Origin of the sequence: Pseudomonas uvaldensis, from assembly GCF_021271205.1 — a bacterium.
Taxonomy (GTDB): Bacteria; Pseudomonadota; Gammaproteobacteria; order Pseudomonadales; family Pseudomonadaceae; genus Aquipseudomonas; species Aquipseudomonas uvaldensis.
In genome coordinates this window covers 482,328-499,988 of record NZ_JAIWKS010000002.1, presented here as the reverse complement: position 1 = coordinate 499,988, position 17,661 = coordinate 482,328, and the positions used below count along the sequence as shown (strand labels likewise).

Annotated in this window: 18 protein-coding genes; 13 read left to right on the top strand and 5 right to left on the bottom strand. The window is 57.1% G+C overall.

The features are described from left to right. Window positions 1-17: 17 nt before the first annotated feature. The 5 genes from LCU97_RS05630 to LCU97_RS05610 all read left to right on the top strand — a co-directional run bounded on the left by LCU97_RS05630 (window position 18) and on the right by LCU97_RS05610 (window position 2,611). Window positions 18-242 (top strand): DUF2188 domain-containing protein, encoded by a 225-nt coding sequence (locus tag LCU97_RS05630; RefSeq protein ID WP_232775798.1) that lies wholly within the window; start codon window positions 18-20, stop codon window positions 240-242. Beyond that, a complete protein-coding gene (locus LCU97_RS05625; protein WP_232775797.1) occupies window positions 239-667 on the top strand; it encodes an HhH-GDP family DNA glycosylase in 429 nt (142 codons plus the stop codon). Before LCU97_RS05630 ends, LCU97_RS05625 begins: the two co-directional genes overlap by 4 nt. Before the next feature lie 338 nt (window positions 668-1,005). Beyond that, on the top strand, window positions 1,006-1,548 hold the full coding sequence (locus tag LCU97_RS05620; protein WP_232775796.1) for a hypothetical protein: 543 nt from the start codon (window positions 1,006-1,008) through the stop codon (window positions 1,546-1,548). Between the two features lie 130 nt (window positions 1,549-1,678). Continuing rightward, window positions 1,679-1,969 carry a DUF3144 domain-containing protein gene (locus LCU97_RS05615; protein WP_053151306.1) on the top strand — a complete coding sequence of 97 codons (291 nt, stop codon included), beginning with the start codon at window positions 1,679-1,681 and terminating at the stop codon, window positions 1,967-1,969. A gap of 123 nt (window positions 1,970-2,092) precedes the next feature. Next, on the top strand, window positions 2,093-2,611 hold the full coding sequence (locus LCU97_RS05610; RefSeq protein ID WP_053151224.1) for a hypothetical protein: 519 nt from the start codon (window positions 2,093-2,095) through the stop codon (window positions 2,609-2,611). 80 nt (window positions 2,612-2,691) lie between these two features. Here LCU97_RS05610 and LCU97_RS05605 read toward each other — a convergent pair whose 3' ends face one another. Next, complete coding sequence (locus tag LCU97_RS05605; protein ID WP_232775795.1) at window positions 2,692-3,900, bottom strand: methionine gamma-lyase; 1,209 nt, start codon at window positions 3,898-3,900, stop codon at window positions 2,692-2,694. A 124-nt stretch (window positions 3,901-4,024) separates the two neighbouring features. Between LCU97_RS05605 and LCU97_RS05600 the strand changes: the two genes are divergently transcribed. Next, a complete protein-coding gene (locus LCU97_RS05600; RefSeq protein ID WP_232775794.1) occupies window positions 4,025-4,495 on the top strand; it encodes an Lrp/AsnC family transcriptional regulator in 471 nt (156 codons plus the stop codon). Between the two features lie 276 nt (window positions 4,496-4,771). Here LCU97_RS05600 and LCU97_RS05595 read toward each other — a convergent pair whose 3' ends face one another. Further along, window positions 4,772-5,668: a LysR family transcriptional regulator gene (locus LCU97_RS05595; RefSeq protein ID WP_053151217.1), complete on the bottom strand. Its 897-nt coding sequence runs from the start codon at window positions 5,666-5,668 to the stop codon at window positions 4,772-4,774. 197 nt (window positions 5,669-5,865) lie between these two features. On the opposite strand from LCU97_RS05595, the gene LCU97_RS05590 reads away from it, so the two are divergent. The 3 genes from LCU97_RS05590 (at window position 5,866) to LCU97_RS05580 (ending at window position 8,914) form a co-directional block, all read left to right on the top strand. Next, a complete protein-coding gene (locus LCU97_RS05590) occupies window positions 5,866-7,077 on the top strand; it encodes an MFS transporter (RefSeq protein WP_232775793.1) in 1,212 nt (403 codons plus the stop codon). 25 nt (window positions 7,078-7,102) lie between these two features. Further along, window positions 7,103-7,648, top strand: a complete 546-nt coding sequence (locus LCU97_RS05585; protein WP_269802828.1) for a cyclophilin-like fold protein — start codon at window positions 7,103-7,105, stop codon at window positions 7,646-7,648. A gap of 246 nt (window positions 7,649-7,894) precedes the next feature. Then, complete coding sequence (locus LCU97_RS05580) at window positions 7,895-8,914, top strand: alpha/beta hydrolase (protein WP_232775931.1); 1,020 nt, start codon at window positions 7,895-7,897, stop codon at window positions 8,912-8,914. Window positions 8,915-8,926: 12 nt separating this feature from the next. On the opposite strand, the gene LCU97_RS05575 is transcribed toward LCU97_RS05580, so the two are convergent. Then, window positions 8,927-9,880 (bottom strand): LysR substrate-binding domain-containing protein, encoded by a 954-nt coding sequence (locus LCU97_RS05575; RefSeq protein WP_053151208.1) that lies wholly within the window; start codon window positions 9,878-9,880, stop codon window positions 8,927-8,929. 433 nt (window positions 9,881-10,313) lie between these two features. Between LCU97_RS05575 and LCU97_RS05570 the strand changes: the two genes are divergently transcribed. From LCU97_RS05570 to LCU97_RS05560, 3 genes are all read left to right on the top strand, one after another. Then, window positions 10,314-11,237: an MBL fold metallo-hydrolase gene (locus tag LCU97_RS05570; protein WP_232775792.1), complete on the top strand. Its 924-nt coding sequence runs from the start codon at window positions 10,314-10,316 to the stop codon at window positions 11,235-11,237. Window positions 11,238-11,407: 170 nt separating this feature from the next. Beyond that, window positions 11,408-13,231, top strand: a complete 1,824-nt coding sequence (locus LCU97_RS05565) for a PAS domain-containing sensor histidine kinase (protein ID WP_232775791.1) — start codon at window positions 11,408-11,410, stop codon at window positions 13,229-13,231. 101 nt (window positions 13,232-13,332) lie between these two features. Continuing rightward, complete coding sequence (locus LCU97_RS05560; RefSeq protein WP_232775790.1) at window positions 13,333-13,725, top strand: response regulator transcription factor; 393 nt, start codon at window positions 13,333-13,335, stop codon at window positions 13,723-13,725. Here LCU97_RS05560 and LCU97_RS05555 read toward each other — a convergent pair. Next, the gene (locus LCU97_RS05555; protein ID WP_232775789.1) at window positions 13,702-14,481 is read right to left on the bottom strand and encodes an EAL domain-containing protein; all 780 of its coding nucleotides are present in this window, start codon (window positions 14,479-14,481) and stop codon (window positions 13,702-13,704) included. The genes LCU97_RS05560 and LCU97_RS05555 overlap by 24 nt on opposite strands. A gap of 184 nt (window positions 14,482-14,665) precedes the next feature. Here LCU97_RS05555 and LCU97_RS05550 point away from each other — a divergent pair, with 184 nt between their 5' ends. Further along, window positions 14,666-15,112 (top strand): YqaA family protein, encoded by a 447-nt coding sequence (locus tag LCU97_RS05550; protein WP_232775930.1) that lies wholly within the window; start codon window positions 14,666-14,668, stop codon window positions 15,110-15,112. A 71-nt stretch (window positions 15,113-15,183) separates the two neighbouring features. Here the strand turns inward: LCU97_RS05550 and LCU97_RS05545 are convergent, their stop codons facing one another. Then, window positions 15,184-17,619 (bottom strand): efflux RND transporter permease subunit, encoded by a 2,436-nt coding sequence (locus LCU97_RS05545; RefSeq protein ID WP_232775788.1) that lies wholly within the window; start codon window positions 17,617-17,619, stop codon window positions 15,184-15,186. Between the last annotated feature and the right edge of the window lie 42 nt (window positions 17,620-17,661).

Sequence of the window (17,661 nt, the reverse complement as noted above, 5' to 3'; positions counted from 1 at the left end):
ATGTGAGGAGCAAGGCAATGGACAACTATCACCTGAGCCCTTCTGCGGATGGCTGGGAACTTAAGAAAGTCGGCGCAGAGCGCGCTTCCAAAAAAGCGGCCACTAAGCAGGAGTTGGTGAGTTCTCTGACAGATTTCTTTGATGGCAAAACCGCCTCGGTAAAGATTCACAAAGCCGACGGCACCATCGAGGAAGAACGCACCTATCCGCGTTCCGCTGACCCCAGGCGATCGAAGGGGTGACCCCAGTTTCTGCTGCCGACCTTGGTATTGAGATCGATGCTCGGAGCGGTCACGGAGTGTATCGGTGGCTGCTCGCCAGCTTTCTGATCGGTAAAAGGATTCGTTCCTCTGTCGCCGTCGAGGCGTACCGGAACCTGGTTGATCGATATGGCTTGGATACGCCTGCAAAGCTCGCCCGATGCTCACATCGGGATCTTGTCAGGTTCCTCGGGCAAGCGGGCTACGCACGATACGATGAATCCACGGCGCGGCGACTGCACGAGCTTGGTGTGGGGCTGGATGCCGGACTGGAATCTCGGATGAATGCTTTGCAGAGTGGGTCAATGAAATCAGCTGAGTTTGAGCGATGGTTGCTCAGCTTCAATGGCATCGGGCCGAAGACGTTAGAGATCTTCAAGCGCGGAGTTGCCCTGGGAGACAAATGACGCGTGGTGTCGCACGTCTTCCCTACAACGATTGCTTACAGTGCGAGGTCAAGCCCGATTTAGGGTACTGTCGATGTTCCCCGCAAACCGTTGGTGAAGTCCAAAGCATAGAGGCGGGTGCTCAAATTTAGTTTAATGCCGTGCACCTGCACACAACCGGCTGCTAGATAGGATTGAACATGTTGGTAAGGACGCTTTTGACCGTTGCGTTTTTGATAATGGCTACTGCAATCACTGGCTGCATCCCTTGGACGAGAGAACGCCCTGCTTACGCCGACCTCTGTGAAACAAAGTTTCAATTCAAGGTGCCCGGTCCGGATTCTGAAAGGACTATCGTTTTGCGCACCTATTTGTACGACTACGACGCGCAATGGTCCGATGAGCCGTTTGAGCAGCTGTACTCGGTGAAGGATCCCGGCGAGAAGTACCCCCAGCCTGAGTTTTATGTACAACTGATTGCATTCGAGAAAGGCAGCCAGGGGCTGTTCAGTTCCGAAACCTTGGAGACCCCGATCCTCTACGACAGCCGACAGGCTTATATAACGTTTGAGGATGGATCCCGGCTTGGCGCAAGGCCCGAAATCCACCTGGGTTCGTTGACGTACGATTACCCACTCGAAGATGAAAAGTACTCCCGCCAGTCGCCCTATAACATCAATAGCGATGAAGTACGACGCCGCATCCCCAAGATCACTAACGACAATCATCACGGGTCTGTCTATGTGATTTTCAAGACCAGCGCCTTCAATGCGAACTCCAGGTGGAAGATCAACCTGGGAACGTTGGAGATCGAGAACCATAAGGTGGAAATTCCGCAGCTTGAGTTGTGTTATCACCCGGTCAAGAAGTGGATCGGTATCGAGCCGCTGATGCGTCCGTGACAAGCGCATCTGGAACCACTGCGCAAGCTCGACGAGCTAGTGGTCTCGCAGGGGCAAGGCTGCAAGCAACTGCAATCCTCCCGCAGGATATGCTCCAATGGCATCCTTCATTGATTACCGAGACCTCATCATGGCTGACGCCCCCGACCAAGCCTTCTACGACCGTGCAGACGCCCATATCGAGCTGTCAAACGAACAGCTCAAAACCTATGGAAATCTCGGTGGGGTCAGCGCATCCATGATGTTCGGCACCACGCGCTTCAACGCGTGGGCGAGCGCGCAAAACTTCAAGTCTGGTGCCGAAATGGCCGATGCGCGGGAAGCACTGTTGAAGTATTTCTGCGATCAGTACCGGATGATGCTTGAGGATAATCTGGATGATCACATCAACAATTTCAGTCAGTACATGCAGGTGAAATAGGTTCGGGTGCCGAGACATCCAAACCTGCTCGGCAGCGCACAGAATCCACTACCATCAGACCGCTTTCGATAGTCCAAGTCTCCGAAACGGCTAGGGCACCCCAATGGAACCAGGGAGAAATGGATGTACGTCAATCAAAAATCTGGTCGGTTTATCTTGCTGGCCGGCGCATTGCTGATCAGCGGTTGCACTTCGTTTTTACAGGGTAAGCAATATGTCGTTCCCGGACCCGGCGATCCCGCTGCAACCGTTCGCCTCAAGGCTGGAGGAGGGGCGAGGCTGGATGCCATGACCTTCGGCGACAACGGATGTTATGCCGGTTATACGGTTCTGCCCTCTAACGGGGAATATATTGAATCCCGGGTTGCCGTGGACAAGGAGCTGATACTGACTTACTGGCAAGTCGCAGGCAGCAGCGCTTGCAAGATCCCGTTCTCATTCAAACCGCAGAATGGAGCCACCTATACCTTGACCTCGGGCTCTTGGACCGAGCCTAAGACAGGCATTCTTCCGATCTTCAACCGAGACGAGTCTTACTGCGGGGTGGCGGTCATCAAGAAAATCGGCGAGCAGGAGAGTGTCGAGCCCATCCAACAATTGCAGATCAAGACTGGGTTCGGGTGCCTTAGGTTCGTTAAATAAGGACATTTTCCGGGTTTCCTGGAGATCCTGGTCTTGCGCACTGAGCTCGCCATCGTTGAGGGTATAAGCGGTGGACGTGGTCAACCTCCTTGAGCACAGGCATCCAGCGCTTGGGTGATGTCGGCCAGCAGGTCCGCGATGTCTTCAAGGCCCACCGACAAACGCACCAACCCCTCGGAAATCCCGTGGTGCGCACGCTCTTCAGGCGTGTAGGTGGAATGGGTCATACTGGCTGGATGCTGGGCCAGGGACTCGGCGTCTCCCAGGCTGACCGCGCGGGCGAACAACTCCAGTGCGTTCATGAAACGCCGGCCGGTGGTCAGGCCGCCTTTGAGTTCGAAGGCGATCATGCCCCCGGGCAACTTCATCTGCCTCGACGCCAGGTCGTACTGAGCAAAGGAGGGCAGGCCGGGGTAGGTGACCCATTCGACGGCCGGGTGCGCTTGTAAATACTCGGCGATCACCTGGGCGTTGCTGCAATGGCGCTCCATGCGCAGTGACAGGGTCTTGAGCCCGCGCATCAGCAGAAAAGCGTCCTGAGGCGACATGACCGCACCGGTCAGGTCCTTGAGGCCGTGCAGGCGAATGCGGTTTGCCAGTGGATGACTGGCAATCACGATGCCGGCCGTGATATCGCCATGGCCACTGAGGTACTTGGTGGCCGAATGCACGACTACATCCGCACCCATTTCCAAGGGGCGTTGCAGGTATGGAGTGCAGTAGGTGTTATCGACCACCAAGGTGACATTCCGATGATGGTGGGCAATCTTGGCCACCGCGCAGATGTCGACCAGCTGCATGTTCGGATTGGCCGGGGATTCGAAGTAGATCATGCGCGTCGAAGGACTGATGGCATCGCGCAGTTCGGCCAGGTTGGACATGTCAACATGGCGCACCTTGACGCCAAACTCGCCAATACCGTGGTGCAGCAGGGCGAAGGTGCAACCGTACAACGTACGGCTGAGGATGATCTCGTCACCGGGGCGCAGCAAGGTCCAAAAGGTCGCGGCAATGGCTCCCATGCCGGAGCTGAAGGCCACCGCCGCCTCGCCGTTTTCCAAAGCCGCCATGCGTGACTCCAACAGAGCCAATGTGGGGTTGGAGATCCGCGTGTAAAAATGCCCGGATTCTTCGCCGGCGAAACAACCGGCGCCGTATTCGGCGGTAGGGAAGGCGAACGTAGAGGTCAGGTAGATCGGCGGGATCAGTGCGCCGTTGTTGTCCAGCGGGTTATAGCCGTGATGGATGGCGCGGGTGGAAAAGCCCAGTTCATTGTTTTTATTGTTCATGTTGAGCACTCCTGTATTTCCTACAATGCTATGCTCAATTTCAACAAGAAAAATTCCAAATTGACCCAGGAATAACCCATCAATTGGAATAAACGCTCCGGAAAACACAGTTTGGAGGCAAGACATGCCCAGTGATCTGGATCGTACAGACAAAGCCTTACTCGCGGCCCTGCAAGGCAACGCCCGGCTGACCATCGCCGAACTGGCCGAACATGTGGCCCTGACCACTTCGCCGTGTTGGCGACGGGTGAAAATTCTCGAAGAGAACGCAGTGATTACCGGCTACCAGGCGATTCTTTCGCCCAAGGCGCTCGGCTACGGCGTCACTGCATTTGTCAGCGTGATGATGGAGTCCCACAGTCAGGAAATGGCCCGATCCTTCGAACAGCGCCTATTGGAAATCCCGGAGATCGTCGCCTGTCACAACGTTTCCGGACGCTATGATTTTCTGCTGGAAGTGGTGGCCAAGGACCTGGAGTCTTTCGGCGAGTTTGCGCGAGAGGTGCTGCAAACCTTGCCCGCGGTCAAAGAGATCTATTCAAGTTTTTCGTTCAAATCGGTCAAGCCCTCGCGAGTGATCCCGGTGCTGGGCTGAGCGCGGTATTACCTGGGGCAGAGGACTCAGACAAGTGAATAAACAGTGATACACACATTGTTTAACATAATATACATTATGCGTACCTTTGTATGGAGCTACCGGGCTTCCCCTGAGCTGGATCGTAATCAGCGTTGGTGATTTCAAGGGATTCAGCTCAAGAGCCTGAGCTATGGTGATTTTAATCCTGCATCGATCACGCAATTTTCATCCGTGCACGAAGCGCGACTATTTGTTCTCTACAGGTAAGGTCTAACGCACGACAGCTGCTGCAAACTATGGCCTGCTATAACGCAGCGCATCTACGACTAGACTAAATGCCGGCGATGGCTGTCGGCGGCTTGGGTAGTACAGGTAGTAACCGGGAAAGAATGGGCACCAATCCTCCAGCACGCGTACCAACCTGCCTTCCTCTATATGGGGGGCGAATTCATCTTCAGGTAGCCAGGCGATTCCCAATCCGGCCAGCGCTGCCTCCACAATATTGGGCGAAGTGTTCAAGATCAGCTGTCCACCCACACGGACATTCAACTGTTTGCCCTTGCGTTGAAAATCCCAGACGTAAAGCCCTCCTCCAGACTGCATGCGCATATTGATGCAGTTGTGGCCGATCAGCTCACGAGGGTTCCTGGGTTTCGGGCGATTCGCAAAGTACGCCGGGGATGCCACCACCGCCATGCGCAACTGAGGCCCGATGGGAATGGCGATCATGTCCTTGTCGATGGTGTCACCCATGCGCACCCCGACATCGAAGCGATCAGCCACGATGTCGCGAAAGCCGTAGTTGATGTCGAACTCGACCTTGATGTCTGAATATTCCAGCAGCAAGGGCGTGAGCTTGGGCAGCAGCAAGGTGCGCTGGATGTGATCCCCACAGGTAATGCGTACCGTGCCGCTTGGCTTGTCGCGCAGGGCCGACAACTCGTCCAGTTCCGCCTCGATCTCGTCGAAGCGATTGCCAATGGCGTTCAGCAGGCGTTCTCCCGCCGCAGTGGGCGAGACGCTACGCGTCGTTCGGGTGAGCAAGCGGATCTGCAGTCGTGCCTCCAAGCCGCTTATCGCCTGACTCAATGCCGACTGCGTCACGCCCAGTTGGGCGGCGGCGCGAGTGAAGGTGCCCTCGCGCGCGACGGTTACGAAGGACAGCAGGTCGTTGAGGTTACGTTTGATCATGGCCGAAGTTTCCCACGAATCATTGATTAGAAGAGCTTATAGCTCCTTTAAGTATTGATTAGCTAGTAACAACAAGTCGCATGCCCGAACATTCACTCCGAATAATCAGCTTTGTTCTCCTTGGGAGTAGCAATCCCTGACCTCTCCTCGCCGCCCTCGCCGCATCGGTGGTTTAAATCTCAGAAACCCAGGTTTGCATGACAGCCAACACAATCAATACCGTCAACGAAGTCCCCGAGCAGTCGGACTCCTGGAGTGGCGTCCTGGCCATTTCGGTTTGTGCCTTCGCGCTGGTCGCATCGGAGTTCCTGCCGGTCAGCCTACTGACGCCCATCGCCGATGACCTGGATGTTACCGAGGGTATGGCAGGCCAAGGCATTGCCATCTCGGGCGCCTTCGCCGTGCTCACCAGCCTGTTCATTTCCGCACTTGCCGGCAGCCTGAATCGCAAGACACTGTTGCTGGGACTGACTGCGACCATGGGCATATCCGGTGGCATCGTCGCCCTGGCGCCAAACTATGTAACCTACATGCTCGGTCGGGCACTGATCGGCGTGGTGGTAGGCGGTTTCTGGTCGATGTCGGCAGCCACGACGATACGCCTGGTGCCAAGCCGTGATGTGCCGCGGGCACTGGCACTGGTCAATGGGGGGAACGCATTGGCCACAGTGGTTGCCGCACCGCTGGGCGCTTGGCTCGGGGCTTTCATCGGTTGGCGCGGTGCCTTTCTCTGCCTGGTGCCAATCGCCCTGCTCGCACTGGTCTGGCAATGGAAAGCGCTGCCATCCATGCAGGTCGCCGCGCGCAGTCCCGAGTTGGGCAGTGCGTTCAAGGTATTCACCCTGCTCAAGCGCCCCACCGTCTTGATCGGCATGCTTGCCAGCAGCCTGTTCTTCATGGGCCAGTTCTCCTTGTTCACCTATGTGCGACCGTTCCTGGAGACGGTCACCGATGTGCATGGCACCAACATTTCACTCGTACTGCTAGTGATCGGTGCGGCGGGCTTCATCGGCACGCTGCTAATCGGGCGGGTGCTGCAGCGGCGCTTCTTTCAGACGCTGATAGTCATGCCATTGCTGATGGCTTTGATTGCCGTGGCCCTGACAGCCTTCGGTCATTGGGCTGCCATCGTTGTCGTCCTGCTGGGTCTGTGGGGGCTGATCGGTACCTCGGCCCCTGTCGGCTGGTGGTCCTGGATTGCCATGGTGTTTCCCAAGGATGCCGAAGCAGGTGGCGGCCTGTTCGTTGCTGTGGTGCAACTCTCCATCGCCCTGGGGTCGATCCTTGGCGGCCTGCTGTTCGACCATAGCGGCTATCAAGCCACCTTCTTTAGCAGTGCGGCCATGCTGTTGTTAGCAGCCTTTCTCTCTCTCCTCACCTCGCGCTCGCCGATGCGGCAAGCGAACTGAGCTCACTGCCACGTCCGGAGGGTCTATGACCACGAGCCTCGTTATCTCCCATAGCAGCCACAGCCAAACGCAGATTGAAGGTCGCTCCGCACGAGGCGTGCGTGCCCTGCGCATGCTGGGCCTGCTGTCCAGCCTGTTCACCCTCGGCGGGAACGGAGAGGCGTTGGCCGGTCCCCGCGTCATCTCGACTCATACAACAACGGCGACTGTTCAATCGGAGGAGTCTCGTATGTGGATGACCGTCGGCGAACGTCGCTTCGCCATTACCTTGGCCGACACCGAAGCTGCTCGCGCCTTTGTCGCCGTGCTGCCGCTCACGATCGACATGCCCGATCTGAACAGCAACGAGAAGCACGCCAAACTGCCGAAGGCGTTACCTACGAGCACCATTCGGCCCGGCACGGTCCACAACGGCGATCTCATGCTCTACGGGGCGCAGACGCTGGTTGTCTTTTACCTGACATTCGATTCGAGCTACTCGTACACGCGCCTGGGTCGTATAGACGACCCTACAGATCTGGCTCAGGTGCTTGGCAGGGGAACCGCGCGAATCACCTTCTCAAGGGATTAACTTTCCTGCAGCGACACAGTTTTTCATAAGCACCCGACACCCAATGCGACAGACCGGCAGCCAAGCGTTGACCTACGAAATGAAAGCGAACAGTTCTGCGCATTTGCACCAATCATCAACTACGCGAAGGAAAACACGATGAACGAAGCAACCCTGAATCTGACGAGCATCAAATCGCGCAGGACTCTCCGGGATTTTTTCCATGGCTCCCTCCTTGTTGGCCTGGCTGCGGCCTTCGGAGGTGAGATGGCGCAGGCGCAAGCGTCCCCGACAATGGTCGAGATGGGCGGTCTGCAACTGACCCAAGAATGGGACAAGGTATTTGCCAAGAGCGAGAAGGTCGATCATCAGAAGGTAACCTTCAAGAACCGCTACGGTATTACCCTCGCAGGCGACCTGTATCTACCGAAAAATCGAGGCAACCAACGGTTGGCAGCGCTTGTCGTCGGCGGCCCCTTCGGTGCGGTGAAGGAGCAATCCTCGGGCCTTTACGCGCAAACCATGGCCGAGCGCGGCTTCGTCACGTTGGCTTTCGACGGTTCCTATACCGGAGAAAGCGGCGGTGAGCCGCGTAACGTCGCTTCGCCTGATATCAACACAGAAGACTTCATGGCCGCGGTAGATTTCATCGGCCTGCAATCCTACGTTGATCGTGAGCGCATAGGCGTCATCGGCATTTGCGGCTGGGGCGGTATGGCCTTGAACGCCGTGGCGGCCGACAAGCGTGTCAAGGCTGTCGTCGCCAGCACCATGTACGACATGACTCGCGTTATGTCCAAGGGGTACAACGACACTGTGACCGCCGAGCAGCGCGCTCAGACCCTGGAACAACTGAGTCGGCAACGCTGGGACGATGCGCAGAACGGCAAGCCAGCCTACCAGCCGGACTACAACAAGCTGAAGGGCGGCGAGCCGCAGTTCCTGGTCGACTATGCCGACTACTACATGACACCGCGGGGCTACCATCCGCGTGCGGTCAACTCGGGCAACGCCTGGACGATGACTACGCCACTGTCGTTCATGAACATGCCGATCCTGACCTACATCAAAGAGATTTCGCCGCGCCCCATCCTGTTCGTTCACGGTGGGAACGCTCATTCGCGTTATTTCGCCGAGACCGCCTATACAGCTGCTGCAGAGCCCAAGGAACTGGTGATTGTTCCGGGGGCCAACCACGTCGACTTGTACGACCGCGTGGACAAGATTCCTTTCGAGAAGATGACAGCCTTCTTCAGCGAGCACCTGAAATCAGACGCAGGCAAGTAAATAGTCATCCATTCAAGCCACGGCCAGCGACGAGCAGTAAACCGGTTGCGGTGCAGGACTCTCCGTCTGTTCAAGATGACGGGCGAAGTACGAGCGCAACCAACGCTCGCGAGGATCTGCATGGCTGGTGCCACGCCATGCCATGGCGAGGTCAGGGCTCAAGAGCTGCAGTGGCGGATACTCGGCACGCAGGCCGTGGAGCCGTGCCATTGCCCGGGCGGCATAGTCGGGTACAACAGCGAGCATGTCGCTACCGGCCAGCAATGCCGGTAAGACGCTGAACTGAGGTACCGCCAGCACTACGCGGCGCTGCCGGTCGTGACGGGCCAGAACGCGGTCGACCTCGTCGCTGACTTTTCCCTGCGAGGACACTGCCACATGTGGTCTCCGGCAGAATTCATCGAGACTCATGGGGCCCGCAGCCGAGTCGGCGTACAGCAACATCGGCCGCACCGCGCGCAAACTTCGGCAATGGGCTCTGGCCGGCAGTTCCCGGACCTGAGCGACACCCAGGGAGATGTCCCCTGCAATGAGCAGCTGCGGCAGTTGCAGCGCATCCACGCGGTGTACTACCAGAGTGATATTTGGCGCCTCGCTTCTCAAATCCTGAATCAGCCCAGGCAGCAGCGCGTATTCCACTTCGTCGCAAAGCCCAACGTGAAAAGTCTCCTCGCTGGTGTACGGGTCGAACTCCTGTGCGCAACTGAGCGCCAGGGCAACCCCCTCCAGCGCGGGTCCAAGAAGGACGTGGATTTCTTCCGCGCGCGCGGTGGGCTCCATCACTCGACCGGTGCGAATGAACAGCGGGTCGTCGAACATTGTCCGTAGCCGGCTCAGCGCGCTGCTCACGGTGGCTTGGCCGAGGAACAAGCGTTCGCCCGTCCGAGTGACATTGCGCTCGCGCATCATGGTTTCAAAGATAACCAGTAAGTTGATATCGGCATGTCGCAGGTCATTTCTGTTCATTTTTTATCAGCCCGATGAAGTTATTTTCCAATACCTCGTTGTGCCCGGTTACTTGTGGTTTCGGTACGACTTGAAATTATTCACATCCCAAGCTGAGTGTCAGTTGTACATGGGTTCAATAGGATCGTCCGTTGGATATCCAGATTAATACTTATGTATTGCTTTACAGGCTCCGCCCCCCTGGATGAGGGCGCGCTACCCTCTTCCACTGAGCCCCATAAAGGCATGAAGCGGAACCGATCGACTAGATGCCAAAGTTGGCTGATCTATACATTTGTATAGTTTTCTACAACGGACGCGTAATTGTCATACACCCATGTAGAGATGTGCCTGGAAGCTTTTCTCCCTAGGATTGAGTTCACAACCGATGACAGTAAGACAAACTAACTCATTCATCTGATGAACCCGCACCTCAACGTAACAGGAGAAGACCATGGCCATGTACCTGAATAGCTTCGCCCAGCCCGATGGCGCCACGCCGGCTCAGGAGTTGGTGCCATCGCGCTACGCTCTGCGCTTGGGCGAGGTCGATATATTGGTGGTCAGCGACGGCGTGCTGCCGCTTCCGACCGAAACCATGTCAACCAACGCCGACCCCGCTGAGCGAGCGGCCTGGTTCAAGGACATGTACCTGGGGCCGGACATGTTCGACTGGGCGCTTAACGTGTTGGTAGTGCGCAGCGGAGAGCAAACCATTCTGGTCGATGCTGGCCTGGGCAACCAGTTCCCCGGCTTCCCTCGCGCCGGGCTGTTCCCCAAACGCCTGAAGGATGCAGGTATCGATCTGTCATCCATCACCGATATCGTGATCACCCATATGCACATGGACCATATTGGCGGGCTGTTGGTCGATTCGGTCAGAAAAAGCCTGAGGTCGGACGTGCGCATCCACGTCACCGCTACTGAAGTCGACTTCTGGAAAATTCCCGACTTCAGCCTGACCGAAATGCCGCAACCGGTGCCAGACGTACTGCGTCGAACCGCCAACGAATTCATCGCGCACTATGAGGACTGTCTGCAGATCTTCGAGGACGAACATGAAGTAGCACCCGGCGTGGTTGCAAAGCTTACCGGCGGCCACACTCCTGGTCACTGCATCGTCTACGTGAACTCAGGTGGCGAACGCCTGACCTTCGCCGGAGACGCCCTGTTCCCGGTAGCCTTCGACCATCCGGAATGGCACAACGGCTTCGAGCACGATCCGCAAAAGTCAGTCGATGTGCGGGTACGGCTGTTACGGGAGGCAGCGGCAAGTGGTGAGTTGTTCGTCGCCACTCACCTGCCCTTCCCCTCGCTCGGACATGTAGCCGTAGACGGCGATGCATTCCGCTGGATTGCGGCCCACTGGGACTATTGAGTCGATGCTGTTGGCCTCTGCCTCTGTCGGTCACCTTGTGGGCGTCAGGACAGAGGCCTTTTTGGAAATATTGCCTGATACATCTTCTTCTATCTCTTTCGGGCATTACTGAAAGCCGCAAATCTGCCTGCCCATCACTTCAAACTCATCATCCTTTATGCGAGGGACAGATGAAACATGCACAATCGACTTCAAACACGATGGTTCTGAGAATTGGAGCTATTGCTCTTGCGGCGCTGTTTTTTGTCGTAGACACGTTGACCTCACTTGACGTCGCCATTGCGGTGCTCTACGTGGTGGTCATACTGATTTGTCTGCGACTGTTCTCCAAATGCGGCGTACGTATCATTTGTCTTTCCTGCATTTTCCTGACTGTGGCGGCGTTTTTTGTCTCACATGGCCTGAAGTTGGATTCAACAGCGTTCGTCCGTTGCCTGGTGAGCTTATCGGCTATCGTCATCACCTCCCTGCTTGCCTTGCAAATCAAGACCACCGATGACGAACTCAGGGAACAGGTTCGACTACTTGCGCAGACCCATGACGCTATTGTCGTGAGAGACATGGATGGACGAATTTCAACATGGAGCCCCGGAGCGGAAGCCTTGTATGGGTGGTCCCGTGAAGAGGCATTAGGGCGCGATTGCCAAGCCTTGCTTCATACTCAGCTTCCCATTACCCAGGAAGAGTTGATGTCAGTATTGTTAGCCAAGGGTAGTTGGGAAGGTGAGCTGACTGAACAGTGCCGCGATGGCAGGACAGTCATCGTGACCAGTCGATGTACGCTGGCTGTATCCAATGACGGCACTCCCATCTCGATTCTCGCTACCCATAATGACATTACCGCACGCAAACACGCCGCCGACGCACTGAGGCGCAGCGAGGCGTTTCTGGCTGGGGCTCAACGCGTCAGTCGAACCGGCAGTATTGGCTTGACGGTGCCCGGTGGTGAAATGTATTGGTCAGCGGAAGCCCTGAGAATCTTCGAATTTGAAGAAGGCACCCACCCTGCCCTCCAATGCATCCTGAATAGAACTCACCCGGACGACATCGAGCCCATCAAGGCGATCATCTCGAAAGCCTTTGAGCAAGTTCCCTATCTGAAAATTGAACACCGCCTGGTCATGCCGGATGGCCGAATCAAACACATTCATATGAATGCCGACTTAATGAAGGGGCATGCAGGCGAATGCGAGTATGTCGGGGCTGTCATGGACGTGACAGCAGCCAAGATGGCTGAAGAAGCCTTGCACCGCGCACAAACAGAATTGGCCTATGCGACTCGCCTGAGTGCGCTGGGAGAACTGGCCGCATCCATTGCCCATGAGGTCAACCAGCCATTGGCGGCAGTCACCACCTACGCTGAAGCCGGTTTGCGCTGGCTGGATAGGGATGTACCCCATATTTCGGAAACCCGTAGCGCCATGGAGCAGATACTGGGACAAGCTCGAAGAGCCAGCGAAGTGATCCGGCGAATTCGGAGAATGTCCAGGAATGTCGATCACTATCGAACGACACTCGATCTACGGGAGGTGCTGCTTGAGTCGCTCGAGCTGGTCAGACACGAAACCCGACGAAGCAAGGTTCGACTCGAGTATCACTTCGACGACGCGCTTCCGGCCATTCATGCCGACAGGGTTCAACTGCAGCAGGTGATCATTAATCTGATGACAAACAGTGTCCAAGCCATGAGAGCAAATCGGACCAGAAACAGATTCATAAGAATGGAAGCAAGTCTCCAGGCCGCGGATACGATAAAAATTCTGATACAGGATTCAGGCCCGGGTATCTGCAAAAGTGCCATGTCGAAGTTATTCCTGCCATTATTCACCACCAAGATTGATGGAATGGGCATGGGGCTTTCCATATGCCGATCAATTGTCGAGGCTCATGGTGGAAGTATCTGGGCCGATAACACACCAGATTCCGGCGCTGTGATTTATTTCACCCTGCCTGTAGCCAGGGTCATCGATAAACAAACCCTCCACAACGTTTGACTCAGGGCCATTGATATACCTGTGTATCATTTCCGTGAAAGAGTTTTGCATCTAGTCTATTGATATAGCTTGAGTTCCCTTGCTCACCGAGGTGCATTTGCGTGCCCATATCTATACCCCTGATCGCCGTCGTCGACGACGATGATGCACTTTTGGCCTCTATTGATAGTTTATTGCGATCCGTAGGCTACAAAGCACAACTATTTGCCTGTGCAGAGGATTTTCTGGCATCCGAGGACGTCGACAAAACCGACTGCCTGATGACTGATATCCATATGCCGGGCATCGGCGGCTTGGAACTACAGAATAAACTCACCAATCTTGGCTATACATTTCCAGTCATTTTCATGACGGCCCACGCTGAAGTATCAGTTCGCAATCAGGCTATTGATCGAGGGGCCATCGGCTTTCTCGTGAAGCCTTTCAACGGCCAGGCGATTCTCGACTGCGTCGAAGATGCGTTGGCCCGCTCAATCAAAAACGCCGATGGGTAGGCGGCCAACTTCCGGTCGCGCATAGAGATAGCCTTGCATCAACTCGACACCCAGGTTCAGAAGCGCAGCACTTTCCTCGCGGGTCTCGACACCTTCGGCTATCACAGTGATTCCCAGGCGCTTCGCAACCAGGATGATACCCTCGACGATGGCTTGCTTGACCTGATCCTGGTCGATGGTACGGGTCAGCGCCATGTCGATCTTCATGACGTGGGGTTGGAACATGGCCAACAGATTGAGGCCCGAATAGCCTGAACCGAAATCATCGATCGCAGTGGTGAAACCCTGGCGTGCGTATTCCGTGAAGATGGACTTGAGGTGTTCGGGATCGTCCACCCTCTCCCCCTCGGTCACTTCGAACATGAGCCTTTGCGGAGGGAAGTTGGTCAGCCGCGCAGCTTCCAGGGTGGCGCGAATACAGGTTTCGGCGCGATACACAGCGTTTGGCAGGAAGTTGATACTCAACAGGCAATCCGGAATATCCAGCATACCCAACCTGGCCGCCTCTTCGATGGCCTTGACGCGACACGCCTGGTCGAACCGGTACCGATTGCCGTCATTCACCCTGCTCAGAATATAGCCGGCCGATTCGCCATTAACCCCTCTCACCAGGGCTTCGTAGGCAAACGTTGCGCCGGTCCTGACATTGAAAATGGGCTGGAACGCCATGGTGAATTCAAACCCGAGCGCCCCATGGTCGCGGCATTCGGCGCAGCTGATGGATTTGAACGTTTGACTTGAGAAGTGCTCGGTCATGATTGAATTCCGTCGCGGTCGCGGGTCGTCCTTGCCGTTGCAAAGAACACTAGCCAACGCTTAGCGAATAGGCAAAGACCGGGTACTCTGAAATTTTGCCAGGATGTGTGCTCAGTGTTCCAAGAATGGTACCCATGCCCCTTTAACAGCGTCCGTGGCTGGATCGGACTCAATGCCTGACCTGATGTGGGCCGTATCCGGCTATTTCGGCCTGTTCTTCGCCGCCATGGGAGCCGCCACGCTGTTGCCCATGCAGTCCGAAGCGGTACTGGTCGGGTTGCTACTGACCGGCCAGTACGCGACCTGGGCCCTGCTGGCGGTGGCTGTCACCGGCAACGTGCTAGGTTCGGTGCTCAATTGGCTGTTGGGCCGCTCTATCGAGCATTATCGGCACAAACGCTGGTTCCCGGTCAGCGAAGCCAAGCTGGAGAAAGCCCAGCGTGCCTATCAGCGCTATGGTCGCTGGTCACTGTTGCTCAGTTGGGTACCGATCATCGGCGATCCAATCACCATGATCGCCGGAGTCCTGCGCGAACCCTTCTGGCGCTTCGTATTGATCGTTACGCTGGCCAAGGCCAGTCGCTATCTCCTGCTCGCTGCGTTGACGCTTGGCTGGTTGGGTCAAGAATAATGGCTGTCGTTTCACGGATGTCCGGACCTCTTGGTCGAATCCCGAGTCCCACAACGACGGCGGCCCCATGTTCAACCCTCCCCGACCGGACGCATCACCCTGCAGCCCTCAGGCTTTTTTGCGAAGAGCCGCTCGGGCAGCAGGAAGTACGCCAGCGCAGGCAACAGGATCAGGGCGCCGAGCATGTTCACCAGGAACATGAACGCCAGCAGGATGCCCATGTCGGCCTGGAATTTGATCGGCGACCAGGCCCAGGTCGCCACTGCAATGGCCAGGGTGATGCCCGTCAATAGCACCACCTTGCCAGTGAACAGCAAGGCGCGGTAATAAGCCTCGGACAGCGAGGCGCCAGCGCGCATGTGGGCCAGGATGATGCTCAGCACGTAGAGTGCGTAGTCGACGCCGATTCCAACGCCGAGGGCGATCACCGGCAAGGTGGCGACCTTGACGCCCATACCCAGGCCAACCATCAGTGCCTCACAGAGAATCGACGTGAGCACCAGCGGCAGCACCGCCGCCAGTACAGCCCGCCATGAACGGAAGGTCACCCAGCACAGCAGGATCACCGCGCCATAGACCCAGAACAGCATTTCGCGCATGGCCTTTTTCACCACGATGTTGGTGGCCGCCTCGATCCCGGCGCTGCCGGCCGCGAGCATGAACTTCACCTGCGGCAAATGCTGTCTGGCGATGAAGGCTTCGCTGGCCTCGACCACCCGTTGCAACGTGTCGGCCTTGTGGTCGGCCAGGTACACGTAGAGCGAGAGCAGTGAGCATCCCTGGTTGAACAGCTCCCGTGGCGCACGGGTCTGCACCGCACCCAGGGCGCCATCGTTGGGAATCAGCTCGTACCACTTGAAGTTACCCTCGTTATAACCGGCGGCGGCTATCTTGCTCAGGGCCGCCATAGAGTTGGTGGATTCCACCCCGGGCAGTTGCTCCAGTTGCCAGGCCAGGGCGTCCACAGCGGCCAGGGTCGGATAACGGGTACACTGGTCCTCCGGGGTTTTCACCATGACCACGAAAATGTCCGAACTGGCCGCATAGTTTTGCGTCATGAAGGCGGCATCGCGGTTGTATCGCGAGTCAGGGCGCAACTCCGGGGCACCGGGATCGAGATCACCGACCTTCAGGTGCAGGCTGATGGCGAATCCGCCCGCCGCCAGCGCCAACGCCACCAGACAGGCGCCACAGGCCCAGGGGCGTCGGGTGAACAGATCCAGAAAACGCCACAGCGGATGCTTGACGCTGGCGGTCAACTCGGCGGTTTCCGCCCGCAGGCTGCGTGCTGCGGCCTTGGCTCCTACGCCGATGTGGCTAAGCAGGATCGGTAACAGGATCAGGTTGGTGAAAATCAGCACCGCCACGCCGATGCTGGCAGTGATCGCCAGATCCTGGATGACCTGAATCTTGATCACGATCAGCACGGCAAACCCCACCGCATCGCAGAGCAGCGCGGTCATGCCAGCGGCGAACAGGCGGCGGAAGGTATAACGGGCAGCGACCACCCGGTGCGTGCCGCGACCGATGTCCTGCATGATACCGTTCATCTTCTGCGCGCCATGGCTCATGCCGATGGCGAACACCAGAAAAGGCACCAGCGCCGAGTATGGGTCCAGGTCATAACCGAGGGTCGCCAGCAAACCGATCTGCCAGAGCACCGCCACCAGCGAACACAGCACTACCAATGCCGTGCTGCGGGCGCAACGGGTGTACCAGTAAAGCACCGCCACGGTGACCACCACTGCGATGACGAAGAACAGCATGACCTGCGCCAACCCGGCGATCAGGTCGCCAATGATTTTGGTGAAGCCGGTGATGTGGATCTGGATCCGCTCGTTCTGGTATTTGTCGCGCAGGGCCTCCAGTTGCCGGGAGAACTCGCCGGCGTCCAACGCCTTGCCGGTGGCCGGGTTGATCTCCAGCAGTGGCACGAAGATCACGCTGGACTGGAAGTTGCCAGCCACCAGCTGCCCGATCTCACCGGAACGCGCCACGTTGGTGCGCACCTCCTCCAGGCTGGCCGGCGAACCGTCGTAGGTATCCGGAATCACCGTGCCGCCATCGAGCCCCTCTTCGGTCACGGCTGTCCAGCGCGTGGTCGGCGTCCACAGGGACTTCATGTAGGGTTTGTCGACCCCCGGCAGCAGATAGATTTCATCGTTGAGCCTGGCCAGGACATCCAGGTAGTCCTTGTCGAAAATGCTGCCGTCCTTGACGGCCACGGCAATACGAATCGAGTTGCCGAGGCCGCTCAGGTCACTGCGCTGCTCCAGGAAATTGGCAACGTAGGGATGGGAGGTCGGGATCGTCTTTTCGAAACTGGCATTGAGGCCGATCTTGCTGGCTTGGTAGCCCAACACCAGGGTGACCAGCAGGCACAACAGAATGACCCACGGTCTGTGATTGAAGATGGCGCGTTCACCCAGGTTGCCGGAGCGCGGATCGAAGTCTTCCAGGCGGGCGATCACGACTTGCTGTTCGAGGGAGAGATTAGGGATATTCACGTCATGCTCCGCATACGGCCCGCTAGGGCACAGGCAAGTGAT